This is a genomic window from Chitinophaga eiseniae (genome assembly GCF_900167135.1).
In the GTDB taxonomy this organism is placed as follows: domain Bacteria; phylum Bacteroidota; class Bacteroidia; order Chitinophagales; family Chitinophagaceae; genus Chitinophaga; species Chitinophaga eiseniae.
In genome coordinates this window covers 25,615-39,332 of the sequence record NZ_FUWZ01000012.1, presented here as the reverse complement: position 1 = coordinate 39,332, position 13,718 = coordinate 25,615, and the positions used below count along the sequence as shown (strand labels likewise).

Below are 13,718 nucleotides of genomic sequence, written 5' to 3'. Positions count from 1 at the left end.
CGCCGGCTGCTGCGGCGTGCGTACACATTGGTCCATAAAATAGTCCATCACCGTCCGCCCGGGGGGATAAGCCACCGCCGTATCGTTGAAGCGGTGCAGGATACGGTCACGCGAAGCGCCGTCCAGCAAAGAGATGGTCCCGATTGGCTGGCCAGGGTTGTCCAGCAGTTCCGGAATAAGGGTCTGAAACCGCTCCAGGCATGTTTGTATCAGCGCGGTATCGAAATAGGTAATATTGTAATCGAAATCCACCTTCACATCGCGGATGTTGTCAAATTCCCGCACGTATACCGCAAGGCAGGCGCGTTCCAGCTGGTGTGTCAGCGGCAGTACCGTAGCCGGGTGGTCGTCGAAGGAAACAGCATAATCGTGTTTTTCATAGGAGAAGAAAACCTGGTGATGCGGCCGGTGATCTGTACCCGTATGCCATCCGGCATCCGTGGTCATCCGGCTCAGGGGAAGGCGCTGATGGCGGAAAGAAGCGCGTAATTCATTGTAGATATCTTTCAGCAGCACATGGAACGGCCTGTCGGTGAAACCGTTGAAAAAAAGCGGCGTCACGCCAGCGAACAGCCCGACCGTCTCTTTAAACTTTTTATTTTTCCTGTTCAGCAACGGCAGTCCCATCATCACGGTACTGCCTTCCACCAGCGGAGAAAAACAAACGTATACAACACCAATAAGGAAATGAAAAACAGACACGCCATGCTTTTTACAAAACTGGCTGATCCTGTCGTACAAAGCTCTCTCCAGGTATAGTTCAGCCCTGTCGCTTACCAGCGTAAAGCGGCTTCTCTCACGAATAGGCTGCATAGGGCGTGGCGGTTCCAGCAGCGAAAGTTTGGTGTGCCAGTAATGCCAGTCCTCCTGGTAAGATCCGCTATCCAGGTATGTCCGGTCGTCTTCTGCAAAATCCAGGTAGGAGAAAGCGCTCATATCAGGCGGCGTCATGGTCCGTACAGCACTATAATGCCGGCCCAGCCGCGAAAAGAGCAACGCGGTGCTCCAACCGTCTGCAACCAGGTGATGGTACTTGCCGATAATATAGAAATGCTGATCGCCTGTCTTTAACAACATATAGTTGTTCAGCAATTGTCCGCTTTCCAGGTCAAATGGCAGTGCAAACTGTTGCTGAATAAAAGTTTCAGCGGTCGCCAGGGGGTCCGTTTCCGCAGAAAAATCCCGATATACGACGGATGGAACGGCGGTTTCCATTATTTGCATGAAAGGCGTTCCCTCATTATTGACAATAACGGCACGCAGGCTGTCGTGCTGCGCTACCAGCAGTGCGGCAGCGGCGGCAAATATTTCAGGATCGAGCGGTCCGTTGACCACGACCTTTGCTCCGATGTTATAGATAGCGCTGCCCTTATGCAACAGCTGATCGTAATACACGTCCTGCTGCGGCAGCGTAAGCGCATACAAATGAGGCATGTGATGCAAGGATTAATGAATTAGTGGACGATCATATTTTTTTGAATGATGTTGACATATATTCTCAACAATAGCATTATATTTACAACACTAAACGGACAAAGAAATTTCCTCCTTCTCACAAAAGAATTTCGTTTACCCGCCTTCGTTAGTGAATTCCTGATTCAAGTATCTATTCCCCTTTTTTTAACCCAAACCATTATATGAAGAAAGGTTTCACTATCTGGTTGACGGGCTATAGCGGCTCTGGAAAAACAACCATCTCTGAACAACTCTATCAAAGCCTTACCGCCAGGGAAATACGGTGTGAAAAACTGGATGGCGACATCATCCGGCAACATTTGTCCAAAGGACTTTCCTTTTCAAGAGAGGACAGATGTGAGAATATCCTCCGCATTGGTTTTATCGCCGAAATGCTGTCACGTCATGGTGTTGGGGTGATCGTATCTGCCATCTCTCCTTATCGCGAAGCACGCAACACTGTCAGAAATAAGATCGCCAACTTTATAGAAGTACATGTAAGTTGTCCTATTGAAGAATGTGCCCGCAGAGACGTTAAAGGTCTATACCAGCGGGCGATGTCAGGTGAGATCACCAACTTCACCGGCATCAGCGATCCTTATGAAGCACCGCTGGATGCGGAAATAACCTGTGACACCGCCCGTGAAAGCATAGATGAATCCACTGACAAAATTCTGCGCGCACTATGCAGAATGGGTATCATCTGACAAACGGGGCTCCCTGCGATTCAAATATTATTAACCATCCGTTCCACCTCTTATTTATGCATAAAACTGTTATCATCGGCGGAGGACTCAGCGGCATTTTGCTGGCTATCCATCTGCTTCGTCATCGTCAATGTCCGGCTACCGATATTACCGTCATCGATGTTAACCCACCGGAGAAACTGGGCCAGGCTTATTCTACCCGGGAGTACCAGCATCTGTTGAATGTTCCTGCAGCGAAGATGAGCGCTTTCACAGAAGACAGCCACCACTTTATAGCGTGGCTGGCTGCCGCTAACCTGCCATTTCACCAGGAGATGTTTGTTCCGAGAAATATTTACAGACGATATATACAGGATACCTTACAGCAACAACTGGGCATGCCGGACCAACAACACCGGTACCGGTACATCCAGGGGGAAGCCGTAGATATCGTAGACGGCCATACGCAGGTGCTGTTAGCCTGCGGACGGCATATCCCATTTGATAAACTGGTGCTGGCCCTGGGCAACTTTGAGGCGGCGCCGTTGCCGCTGCCGGACAACAGCTACCTGGAACACCCGGGATATTTCGCTTCCGGATGGAACAGGCCCGAACTGCAACAGGTACCAGCCGGCAAGCGTGTATTCATTATCGGTACAGGGCTCACCATGGTAGACGCCGTCCTGTCACTGCGTGCGCAACAACACAGTGGTCCGGTCACTGCACTGTCTACCCATGGCTACGTCCCTATGGCTCATGCCGCGGTACCGGCGTATGCATGGCCGAAAGATGAGCTTCCGGCTGGTAACACCCTGCTGGAAGTATTTTCAAAAGTGAACAGGCAAATCAAAGTAGCCCAAGCCCGCGGTATTGCATGGCAGGCGGTAATAGATGCTGTCCGCCCTTATATGCAACAGATATGGACCGGGTTTCCGGTAAGTGAGAAAAAAAGATTCATGGCCCATGTACGGCATATATGGGGGGTGGCCCGCCACAGGATGCCGCCGGTATGCGCTGCCGTTATACATGAACTGCAGGAACGGAAACAACTTCATATACTGGCCGGCAGGATCCGATCTATCCGGCAACAGGCAGATGGCGCGTTAGCCGTCCGGTATCTCGAAAGGGGATCACATCAGCTGCAGGAGGTATCTACCGATATTATCATCAACTGTATGGGACCGCAGTCTGATTATACCAGGTCAAAATCCCCGCTGGTCATCCAACTGCTTTCGAGAGGTATTATCCGGCCGGATGCCTTGCGGCTGGGTATTGACTGCACGCCCGGCGGCGCCATTATTGACTGTCACGGCAATCCCTCTGACAAGTTGTTTACCATAGGGCCACCTGCTAAAGGCGCTTTGTGGGAAATTACGGCCGTCCCGGAAATCAGGGCAGCCGCTGCACAGCTGGCGGCTATGATCCTTACTCCCAATTACGAATATGTTCACTAATTCCTATCGCCATCAATTATGAAATATCTGCTCCATTTTTTGTCCAACGCACGTAAACTATTCGGCATCCGTATTTTTATCTTCGGTATCGCTACAGGGCTGGCTAATACAGCCCTGATTTCCATCATCAACGAAACCATTAAATATGGCATCGATGAGAAGATGCCGTCGCCTTTACTTGCCGCCGGATACGTTTTATCGCTGCTGCTCTATTTTCTTTTACAATACAGTTACCAGGCCCTCCTGATCCGGTCTGCCGAAACGCTGATACTGCAAAGCCGGAAAGAACTGATCGACCGGATCAGAAAAAGCAGCCTGCAGAGTTTTGAGAAACTGGGAAGCACCCGCCTGTTTGTGCTGATATCGGCGGATACCGCCACCATAGGGCAGATAGCCACACTTGCTTCGGGTGTGATCACCTCTGTTATCGTGATCACCGGCGTACTGCTTTACCTGCTGATCATCAGCATAAAAGGTTTCCTGCTGACCATCACCATTATCGCATTTTCTTTCCTGGTGGCGCTGGCAAAACAAAAACAGAACATCCGCCGCATCAAACACCTGATGGAGTTGCAAAATACTTTCCTGGGATATGTGCAGCAGATGCTGGATGGCATGAAAGAAATCAAGATAGACAGCCAGGTGGACAAGGGACTGTACGATACCCAGATCAAACCCCGCATGGAGGAAGTTTCTTCCGCTACGATCAGCAACAACGTCTTCCAATCCAGGTTTTCCCTACTCGGCCAGTCGATCTTTTTCATCACCATGGGTTGTATCCTTTACCTGTTTCCGCTGCTGAAGGTAACGATCACGGAAAACAACGCTCAGTTCGTGATCATGCTGATTTATATACTGGGCCCTCTGCAATCTCTTCTGCCGCTTATCCCACAGTTTTCACGGATAAGGTCCACGCTTGAGCGACTGGAAGAGGCTATGAAAACGTTGCAGGAAGAAGCATCCGCGGCACATGACAGTCAACAGGCGGAAAACAGCTTTACAGAGATCCGTATCCGGGACCTGACGTATACCTACAAAACCCTTCACAATGATGAGTTTTCGCTCGGGCCTATCAATCTTGATATCAAAGCCGGCGATCTAATTTTTATACACGGGGGTAATGGTTCGGGGAAATCAACCCTGATAAAAGTACTGACAGGGTTGTATCCGCAGTCGGGCGGTAGTATTATGCGCGACAACCAGCTGATTGACTACCATAATCTGCAGATGTACCGTAATATGTTTGGTGTGATTTTCACAGACAACCATCTCTTCGAACATATTCACGGCGTGGATCAAACAGTGACAGCAAATGTGCAGCAGCTCATCCGCAAGGTAGGGCTCGTGGAAAAGGTCAACTTCAGCCAAAACCAGTTCGACACGATCGATCTTTCAGAAGGACAAAAGAAAAGAGTGGCCCTGGTCAGCGCCCTTGTACGCGATAAGCCCATCTACATCTTCGATGAATGGGCAGCCAACCAGGACCCGGATTTCAAACACTTCTTTTATCATAACATTATTCCGGAGTTAAGTAAACAGCGGAAAACAGTGATCCTTATTACACATGACGACCGTTATCTGCATATTGCGCAACGCGTCATTAAAATGGAAAACGGAAGAATACAGGAACAACAGGTATAGGTGCGCTCCTTAATAAAACAGTCCAAAATAAACCACAAAGCAGATAAATGGCGCCTGGAGCAACAAGTACGAAAGGTACCATTTATCTGTCCGGTATTTTTTCCGGCCGGACAGCCACAGTAAAGCCAACACGAAGCATATCGCCAGCATAGCGTAAGGCAGCATCAATGCGATGGCATATTGTTCCGGCAGCCCGAAGCCCAATATTCTGAAATTGGCCCTGGAGGTACTCACAATCGCCGTTATAATAGCTACCAGGAAAACCAGTCCAAGCAATACATTCAGCAACATTAAGTAAAAAGTCAGACGGCTTTTGCCGGCATGTTTGTACCGGCGGTAAGCGCGGGTAGCCAGCCATAAAGAAACGCCCGGCAGTACGATCAGCAACACCAGCCATGCAGTATACAACCAGTTCTGCCGCTGCAGCGGCAGCCTCGGAGCAAACGCCACCACCCCATCGCTGATATGTACATTTGTCACAAAGGGGATTCCCGGCTGTGTTATGACATGCTGCCCGTCCGGCGCCTGCTCCGGATTGGCCAGAAAGCGGTTGATCAGGCGTGTAGTCGTTTCGTTGACTACAAAGTGGCCTGTTCCTTCCAGCACATACAAAAAAGAACGGGGCAGGGAACGATGCGCCAGCTCCGCCCCTGCTACCGCAGCAATAGGGTCCATTTCACCGGAAAGAATGAGTACCGGGATATCACTATGGACAGCTGCGGTATCTTCCGCCCGGAAGGGGCCTGCGTTCCATAATTTGCAGATGCTGAACTCATCTTTGTAAAAAGTAACGCCCTGCCAGGATTTGGCGGAGGCGTCTTCAAAAGCCTGCAGACTGTTAAACGGCATACATTCCTGGCAGATAACCGAATAATACGCTCCGTACTGAAGGCGGAAGATACCATTGGACATATTTTCCACGAACCGCTTCAATGCCGGTACGTTCCTGTTTTTCACCTGTTCAATGATAATAGGTATCAGCGGATAATTATCGCGGCTGTACAGCGCCTGCTGGATGGCCAGCAGCATATCCTGCGCGTTGATCACAAAGCGGCCGCCGGGATACTTATGCGGATCGTCCATAGGTATTATTACCGGTTGCCGTTCAAGGCCATTGATCGCAGCGGTGAAGTCCTCCCGAAGATTGGGATAGGACCGGTTACAGTTCGGATCGGCCTTGCACTTATCGCATAACAGGTCGAGGGACCGTTTAAAATTCGGGGTTACATTTTCGAAGTAACGCGCATTGGGAGGAAGCGGGGATGCCAGGATAACGCTCCGGATTCCTTCGGGGTATTCCTTCATCATCGTGAGCGCCACCCGGGTGCCGTAGGAAGTGCCCCAGAGGTTCCAGGAAGTATACCCCAGCAGCTGGCAGAGATCGTGTATATCTGCCGCCATTTCACGGCTGTTATAGGCCGTCAGGTCTACTCCCCTGGCCAGCAGCGAATCTCTCACTTTGGCAGCCAGCGCGAGACGCTCCTTTGTTTCCTCTTCGGGCTTCAGATCTTTAGCGAGGATCTCCAGTATTTCCTGGTTCATCTCCGGCGCAAAATCCGGCCCGGAAAATCCCGAGCCGCGTTGGTCCATGAGTATAATGTCGCTTTCCTGCCGGATGCTGTCATACTCCGGTGAGAATATTCCCACCGCTCTTCCCCCCGGACCGCCGTGCAGGATGATCATCGGCGGCCTACCGGCCTCGGGCTTTCTTGCCCTGAACACCTGAACGGCTATACGGATTTTACGACTGTCGGGTTTGCTTCTGTTTTCGGGCACCGTCAGGTATCCGAATAGAATGTTTTCCTGGCGGAGAAAGGCCGTATCCATATCGGGAAAGGGGCAATCCGGGCAGGATGCCCAACGGAAAGAAGCGGATTTTTCCTGTGCCGGTGCAGCTGACACAGTACCTGAAAGGATAAGCAGCGTTATCACTATCCTTTTTAAAAAAGTGCGTGTGGTCATAACGAAGATTAAGCGGCTAAAAAGTATCGGCATTTGCCATATCGTGTATGGCAGCGAGGTATTCTGGTTTGAAGCGCATGATGATATTCCTTTGCAGGAGGTCTACTCTTACAAGGATCTTTTTCATTTGGTCCACATGTACTACTTCGCAGGAAAGCCCGCAAAGCGGCCCTTTGGTGATCACCAGCCGCTGGCCGTCGCGGAAGCGTTCTTCAGAGACACTAATGTCTTCTCCGTGTTTTGCCACCATACGGATCTGATCAATCTGGTCCTGTTCCATCCGGGCAAACTGCTTCCCGAATCTTACATAGCTGGCAGCGCCATTCACATGCTGGCCATAATAAAATTCTTCGATACTGTTCAGCTTCACAAATACATAGGAAGGGAACAGTGGCAGCTCAACGATTTTTTTTCGATCATTCCATTGCCTGACGGTACTGTAAGTTGGTGAGAAGCACTCCATGCCGTGTTCCAAAAGCTGACTAACTACTTTCCGTTCCTGGCGAGGCACGGTGTAGATCAGGTACCATCCGTAGTTAAAGGTACTCATAGCGATTATTTAATATTCTGAGAAAAAAGTGATACGGCAGAAACAGGCATGACAATCCCCCTCCCCCTTTTTTGGGGGATAACAGATGAGGAGATAACACGATGCGTGTTGATTAGGGTGTTCGAAAGAGGCAATGCTGTTCCGCTATAGCGTGGCTGCTATTTGTGCGGCAAATGAGAGGAGAAACAACACCTGCAATGAACCCGAAGGTGTTAATGATAATAAGTTAACATAGGCTATTTACGTGCGTGGATGTCGAAATTATTAATTGAAATGCATACGATTTCAGGGCAAAACAAAGCTATCGCTACAGTAAGTACCAGAGTACCTATTGTAAAACGACTGCGTGGCTATTGGCTCAACAGAAACTGACTATTTAAAACTTAAATGTGCAAAAACGGGTTTTATAAGAACACTCAGAAGAAATTTCTGATAAACCGGTATCAAGTAATCCAGTTATTGGTACAGCTGGTTGAAATAGCAAACTTATGAAACTGACTTGACACCTGGCCGGAATGTCTTTTAGGTTAAAAAATCAATTGGAAACAAACTTTTTTTCATTGTAGTAAATCTAATGAATGATTTGTTAAAAAGCAAAGAAATTACGTAAGATTTTTCTGCGTTATTGTTGTCGTCAATCACAGATGCGCTATGATAAAGTCTTCTGCTGGCGCCTGATTCCGCCTCGTATTGCTTCGTAAAAGGGAAGCCTCGCATTAAACAAATGCAAAGCTAGATAAGTTAGTACCGTTTAACGGAAGACGCCTTCTGATGGTATACCTTCTCCACCGGATGATGGAGAAGGCAATCATATAACAAGCGAGGTATCAGGACCGGATTTCCCGCCGCATAAAAAGAAAATATGTTCCTGCGAAACAAACTGTGGAAGCAGCCAACAGGCCTGTCACCTGTGGCCAGACAATCATCAGGCTCTCCCTGAAAGGCAAGGGCGCAGGAATGGCTCCTGCCATCTGTTCCATGGTCAGCGGTCCAAGACTTCTGACAGAGGGCATCAGTAAAGTAGTGGCAGCATCCGTATACAGCTGGCTGGGCGCTACCCTGAAAAACGACAGCAAAATATTGTTATAGGCCATTACCTGTTCAGCCTGCAACGACGCAGGGTCTGGCAATACAGCCCTCGCCACCATGTTAACCACAATCTGGTAAAAGACGGTAAAGAACAACCAAATCCCGATGGCTGTGATCGCGGAGGTAGCCGCATGTCTGAAAGCGACGGAGAGCCCGATGGAAAGGCTCAGCCAGAAGCCCACGTATATAACGCTCAGCACCGCAAATGCCAGTATCCGGAACAATTCCGCGGCTTCTATGGGAACGCCGGTCAGCATAAGCCCTGCGCCGACCATCAGTAGAACGAGGCTGAGAAACAGCACCCCGACCAGCAACAGTGCCGCATAAAACTTCGCCAGCAAAAGCTGATCGCGATAAACCGGTTGCGCCAGCAGCCTTACCAGTGTACCGTTATTTTTTTCTGAATTGACAGCGTCGAAGCCCAGCGCTATGCCCAGTAACGGCCCGAGGAAACTGATAAAGATGTGGAAAGCCGGTAGTGAATTATCGGACGTGGTCAGTAATTTCAGATATACAAAAACGTGGTCCGGATCGTTGACGTTCTGCACTGCCTTCCCAAGGTTAGTCAGCGATACATACATAGCGCCTGCAAAAGTAAAAAGCACCAGCAGCAACATCACTATAAAGCGCCAGCTGCGGATATGATCACCTACTTCCTTACGTACCATCACTTCAAAAGGGCTGTAGGTATGCTCTTTCGGCCAAAGGCTATTAAAATAAACTAACGGACTTCCCATTGGAAACTTTCTTTTTTTACATTATTCTCAAAAAAACGATGATAGATCTCATCCAGTCCATATTCTTTTTTATGTACGCAGGTTACATTCAACCCATTTTGTACGAAGAGCCGCACGATATCAGGCGTAACGTCTGTATGGCAGGACAGTTCCCATATGTTGGCAGTGGTGACCACGCTGTTAACGCCGTCCAGACCCCGTAGCTGACGTTCCAGCACTTCCGGCGCCGCCACTGCCTCCCGTACCGAAACCTGCACCACCAATGAATCTTTTCCGAACAGATGGCCCGACAGTGTTTCGAGGTTTCCTTCTGCCAGTAGTTTTCCTTCCACGAAGATGCCCACGCGGTCGCAGATCTGTTGCATCTGGTGCAGGTGATGGGACGACAGTATCACGGTGAGCGCCTGTTCGCGGCTGAGCTGCCGTATGAGATGCAGGAAGTCCCGGATACCTGCGGGATCTATGCCTAACGTGGGCTCATCCAGAATCATCACAGCAGGCTCGCGGATAAGCAGGTCCGCCAGGCCTAGCCGTTGTTTCATACCACGTGAGTAGACGGCGGCCTTTTTATGCATCTCCGCGCCCAGCCCTACCATTTCCATCGTTTTTTGGGCGCGGGAAACGATTTCCCGCTCAGCAATGCCATTCAGCCGGCCAATGTAAATCAGGTTTTCCAGTGCGGTCATGTTATCGTAAAACCCGGCGCTGTCCGGCAGGTAGCCTACTTTGCGCCTGACGGCGATGGGATGGCGGGTAGCGTTTGTTCCACACACGATGACCTCACCTGCGGACGGCTCCGCAAGCCCCAGCATCATCAATATAGTAGTGGTTTTACCTGCGCCGTTAGGCCCCAGCAACCCGAATATCTCCCCTTTGCTGATTTTCAGGGAAAGGTTGTCTACCGCCTTTTTAGCGCCGTAGTTTTTTGTCAGTCCATGCAGTTCAATAATGGGATTTTCCATAGCGCTTTATCTCCTTCCGTATTTACGAATCAGATAATACACAATCCCTAATGACAGCAGGATCACGAGCATACCTATCCATCCCGCCAGCAGGGAAGTTTTTACAGTCATCCGAAAAGCGGCGTTGCTGTTGGCGTTATTATTCCTTACTGTAAAACTGGTCACATAATCGCCGGCGATTGTTTTATCAGGAACATGCAGCGTAGCGGTAATATTTTGTTCTTTATCGGGGTCCAGGCGGTCTATCTTTGCCGGCTCAAAGGTGGCATTCCATCCCATCGGCGCCTGCGCGGAAAGCTCCAGTCCTTCCAGCGGCAGCGTGCCCGTGTTTTTTACCGTCAGTTGAATCTGTTTGCTCCGCCCTTCCGTGATCTCGTCACTCAGCCGGCCTGATGGCGTTGTCAGCTCGAGACCATAGTTGCCTTTTACCACGGCCTCCAGGTCTGTACGGAGTGTATCCGTTGCTGTTATGGCTACTACCGGGACCGTATATTTTCCCGGCTTTACCGAGGGCGCGGCGGTGACTTCCACGGAAATATCCTGTGTCCTGCCGGAATCCATTCTCAGTCCGGCGATCTGGCTGCCCTCAGTACGGAACACGGTGCTCCAGCCTTCCGGGGCGGAAGCCCGAAGTTCGTACAGTTGTGTGTGACCGCTACCATTATACAGGCTGGCGTTGTAGCGAAAAGTCTCCTTGGCGGTAGCCTCAATATTCATCAGTCTGACGGTAAAGGCCGACCTGCCTTTACCTGGAACTTTCTGGGCCAGCGCCGGCGTTGCAAGTGCAGCAAAAGAAAAACAAAAAAGGGATACGCTCAGGTAATTCGATAACGTTGACATACCACGAATGTTGACGATTAATATAAATGATAGTTGAAAATAAAATACGATTGCTCTCCCCCGCAGCCAGCGGGAAGTTAAAAACAGGATAACAGACTGTGATGCAAACACCGTCAGTTATGCGGATGGATAAATAAACAATTAATTAATACGGGCCGTCCTTACGGGACCGGGAGGCGTGCAGGGACTGAATGGTGATGGTATCAGTAATAATGGTTCCGGTAGCGATGGTGTCTCCTGTGAACGTTAGGTTTACCTTGTAAGGTACTGTTTTGGTTTTTAAAATGTTCGTCATGCTAGATGAAATTGAATTGATTAAAAACAAATTCAAATAGAAAATAGTTGCTCCTGCCCACGAGGCGTGTAGCCGCCACGTTAAGGATTATCTACTGACAACTATTATGACCGAAAGTTAAATGATCAATTGTTAGAATAATGTTAAAACCGGTTTAAAGATGTCGGATATCCTTTGCCGGCACCCTATCAGCGCCGCTTTTTTTTACCCGCCAGGGTTTGCTACAACTCCTTACTGGTATACTCTGTTATACTGGTATCATTATTATACCGGAAGCGTCCTACATTTGTGCTGTTAAACAAAACGAACACACATGCATACGATATCAACAGACCCACTACGCATCAAAGACAGCATCCGGGAGCTGATGGCCCGCTACGTCCGGTATGCGGATGAAAAAGACTGGCACGCGCTGTCATCATTATTTACACCGGATGGCAGCTTTACACCGTTAAACGTGGAGGGCGAGCCCCTCGTCACGATGGAGGGCCGCCATCAGATTGCCGAAACCATTCGCCAGAGCGTTGGAACAGCCATCGCTATTCATCATCTTTTCTCTTATGAGATCGACGTCCCGGGCGAAGGCCATGCGAAAGGCGTTTTTTCGATGGAAGACTACCTCATTCGTCCTGAGACAGAACCGCTGCCGCCAACGACAGGTCATATTCCCGCCTTCCGGTCGCTGCACGGATATGGCCACTACCACGGAGATTACATACTGCAGGACGGTGTTTGGCACATCAAAAAATTAATCCAGACCAGGATAAAACTCGACTTCACTTTTTAAAACCAAAGAATCATGAGCACAACATTAGTTCCATTTAAAGTAGCAGTATCCGACGAGATACTGACAGACCTTCAGCATCGCCTTCGTCATACGCGCTGGGCACAAGACCTGAACAACGACGATGCCTATTATGGTATCCGCACTGCTTACCTGAAGGAGATAGTAGACCACTGGCTCCATAAATACGACTGGAAAAAGGCCGAGGCGAAACTGAACACTTTTCAACAGTATAAAGTTACCGTCGATGGCCAGCCTATACATTTTATCTATGAAAAAGGGAAAGGCCCAAATCCAACCCCTATCATTATTTCCCACGGCTGGCCGTGGACATACTGGCACTGGAGCAAAATCATCCCGGCGCTGACAGATCCCGCCGCACATGGCGGCGATCCGGACCAATCTTTCGACGTCATCATTCCGTCTTTACCCGGCTTTGGTTTCTCTACGCCACTGGAAGACGGCGGGATGAATTTCTGGAAGATGGCGGAGATCTGGCATAAACTCATGACAACAGTATTGGGCTATAAAAAATACGCCGCTTCCGGTTCCGATTACGGGATGCTGGTCAGCGCACAACTGGGCCATAAATATGCCGATGAATTAATTGGTATTCATCTCGGCCAGGAAATGCCCCTCACGATATTCCAGAGCGAGCGTCCATGGGACCTGACCGAAGGACACCTGGTACCCGCCGGGGCCTCGCAGGCATTGCGCGACGGTATCATTCACTTTCAGCGGACCTACGCCTCCCACGTGGCGGTACATATGCTGGACCCGCAAACCATTACCCACAGCCTTAACGACTCTCCGGTAGGAATGCTGGCCTGGATACTGCAGCGCTGGAAAAAGTGGAGCGACCCTCACCAGGATTTTGAAAAAGTCTTCACCAAAGACGACATCATCACCTTCGCTATGCTCTATTGGGTGAACGAATCTATCGGTAGTTCTATCCGCGCTTATTCCAATGCCAGCCGTTATCCCTGGAAACCATCCCACGACCGGCAACCGGCGGTAGAAGCCCCAGCCGGCTTCACTTTCCTGGTAGGCGACGCCTATCCTCCCCTGGCAACGACAGACAACCGCGTGGATATCTTCCAAAACGGTCCGCTGGCCAGCCAGTTCAACACCGTGTATGCAAAAGCGTTTGACAAAGGTGGTCACTTCGGCCCCTGGGAAAACCCGGAAGCCTTTATTGAAGGTATCCGCGACACCTTCCGGATCTTAAAGTGAACTTTTAGAAAACAAAGAGGTCCTGTCACC

12 protein-coding genes are annotated in these 13,718 nt (G+C 49.8%); 5 read left to right on the top strand and 7 right to left on the bottom strand.

Features of this window, described 5'->3' with window-relative positions:
* On the bottom strand, positions 1-1,434 hold a 1,434-nt coding region (locus tag B5D63_RS34235; RefSeq protein ID WP_200817159.1), incomplete at its 3' end, for a condensation domain-containing protein.
* Between the two features lie 203 nt (positions 1,435-1,637).
* On the opposite strand from B5D63_RS34235, the gene cysC reads away from it, so the two are divergent.
* Genes cysC through B5D63_RS34220 form a run of 3 tightly spaced genes read left to right on the top strand, consistent with a single transcriptional unit; the run spans position 1,638 to position 5,236 of the window.
* Positions 1,638-2,162, top strand: a complete 525-nt coding sequence (gene cysC, locus B5D63_RS34230) for an adenylyl-sulfate kinase (protein WP_078673404.1) — start codon at positions 1,638-1,640, stop codon at positions 2,160-2,162.
* A 56-nt stretch (positions 2,163-2,218) separates the two neighbouring features.
* Complete coding sequence (locus tag B5D63_RS34225) at positions 2,219-3,595, top strand: FAD/NAD(P)-binding protein (RefSeq protein ID WP_159456276.1); 1,377 nt, start codon at positions 2,219-2,221, stop codon at positions 3,593-3,595.
* Positions 3,596-3,613: 18 nt separating this feature from the next.
* Positions 3,614-5,236 carry a cyclic peptide export ABC transporter gene (locus B5D63_RS34220; protein ID WP_078673402.1) on the top strand — a complete coding sequence of 541 codons (1,623 nt, stop codon included), beginning with the start codon at positions 3,614-3,616 and terminating at the stop codon, positions 5,234-5,236.
* A gap of 9 nt (positions 5,237-5,245) precedes the next feature.
* Here the strand turns inward: B5D63_RS34220 and B5D63_RS34215 are convergent, their stop codons facing one another.
* The 6 genes from B5D63_RS34215 to B5D63_RS35235 form a co-directional block, all read right to left on the bottom strand.
* Positions 5,246-7,198, bottom strand: a complete 1,953-nt coding sequence (locus B5D63_RS34215; RefSeq protein WP_159456275.1) for an alpha/beta fold hydrolase — start codon at positions 7,196-7,198, stop codon at positions 5,246-5,248.
* 16 nt (positions 7,199-7,214) lie between these two features.
* Positions 7,215-7,748, bottom strand: a complete 534-nt coding sequence (gene nusG, locus B5D63_RS34210; RefSeq protein WP_078673400.1) for a transcription termination/antitermination protein NusG — start codon at positions 7,746-7,748, stop codon at positions 7,215-7,217.
* Between the two features lie 827 nt (positions 7,749-8,575).
* A complete protein-coding gene (locus tag B5D63_RS34205) occupies positions 8,576-9,574 on the bottom strand; it encodes an ABC transporter permease (protein ID WP_078673399.1) in 999 nt (332 codons plus the stop codon).
* Positions 9,559-10,536, bottom strand: coding sequence for an ABC transporter ATP-binding protein (locus B5D63_RS34200; RefSeq protein ID WP_078673398.1), 978 nt, complete (start codon positions 10,534-10,536; stop codon positions 9,559-9,561). The genes B5D63_RS34205 and B5D63_RS34200 overlap by 16 nt, the downstream gene beginning before the upstream one ends.
* A 6-nt stretch (positions 10,537-10,542) precedes the next feature.
* Positions 10,543-11,376: a COG1470 family protein gene (locus B5D63_RS34195; RefSeq protein WP_078673397.1), complete on the bottom strand. Its 834-nt coding sequence runs from the start codon at positions 11,374-11,376 to the stop codon at positions 10,543-10,545.
* Positions 11,377-11,521: 145 nt separating this feature from the next.
* Entirely contained in the window at positions 11,522-11,671 is a 150-nt protein-coding gene (locus B5D63_RS35235; protein WP_159456274.1) for a hypothetical protein, read from the bottom strand.
* A 313-nt stretch (positions 11,672-11,984) separates the two neighbouring features.
* Here B5D63_RS35235 and B5D63_RS34190 point away from each other — a divergent pair, with 313 nt between their 5' ends.
* Positions 11,985-12,458 carry a nuclear transport factor 2 family protein gene (locus tag B5D63_RS34190; protein ID WP_078673396.1) on the top strand — a complete coding sequence of 158 codons (474 nt, stop codon included), beginning with the start codon at positions 11,985-11,987 and terminating at the stop codon, positions 12,456-12,458.
* 12 nt (positions 12,459-12,470) lie between these two features.
* Entirely contained in the window at positions 12,471-13,688 is a 1,218-nt protein-coding gene (locus B5D63_RS34185; protein ID WP_078673395.1) for an epoxide hydrolase family protein, read from the top strand.
* The last annotated feature ends 30 nt before the right edge of the window (positions 13,689-13,718 follow it).

Excerpts from the sequence above, each read along its gene's own strand:
- B5D63_RS34205 (WP_078673399.1), bottom strand. The coding sequence starts at position 9,574 with ATGGGAAGTCCGTTAGTTTATTTTAATAGCCTTTGGCCGAAAGAGCAT.
- B5D63_RS34190 (WP_078673396.1), top strand. The coding sequence starts at position 11,985 with ATGCATACGATATCAACAGACCCACTACGCATCAAAGACAGCATCCGG.
- B5D63_RS35235 (WP_159456274.1), bottom strand. The coding sequence starts at position 11,671 with ATGACGAACATTTTAAAAACCAAAACAGTACCTTACAAGGTAAACCTA.
- B5D63_RS34200 (WP_078673398.1), bottom strand. The coding sequence starts at position 10,536 with ATGGAAAATCCCATTATTGAACTGCATGGACTGACAAAAAACTACGGC.
- B5D63_RS34195 (WP_078673397.1), bottom strand. The coding sequence starts at position 11,376 with ATGTCAACGTTATCGAATTACCTGAGCGTATCCCTTTTTTGTTTTTCT.
- cysC (WP_078673404.1), top strand. The coding sequence starts at position 1,638 with ATGAAGAAAGGTTTCACTATCTGGTTGACGGGCTATAGCGGCTCTGGA.
- B5D63_RS34225 (WP_159456276.1), top strand. The coding sequence starts at position 2,219 with ATGCATAAAACTGTTATCATCGGCGGAGGACTCAGCGGCATTTTGCTG.
- nusG (WP_078673400.1), bottom strand. The coding sequence starts at position 7,748 with ATGAGTACCTTTAACTACGGATGGTACCTGATCTACACCGTGCCTCGC.
- B5D63_RS34220 (WP_078673402.1), top strand. The coding sequence starts at position 3,614 with ATGAAATATCTGCTCCATTTTTTGTCCAACGCACGTAAACTATTCGGC.
- B5D63_RS34185 (WP_078673395.1), top strand. The coding sequence starts at position 12,471 with ATGAGCACAACATTAGTTCCATTTAAAGTAGCAGTATCCGACGAGATA.
- B5D63_RS34215 (WP_159456275.1), bottom strand. The coding sequence starts at position 7,198 with ATGACCACACGCACTTTTTTAAAAAGGATAGTGATAACGCTGCTTATC.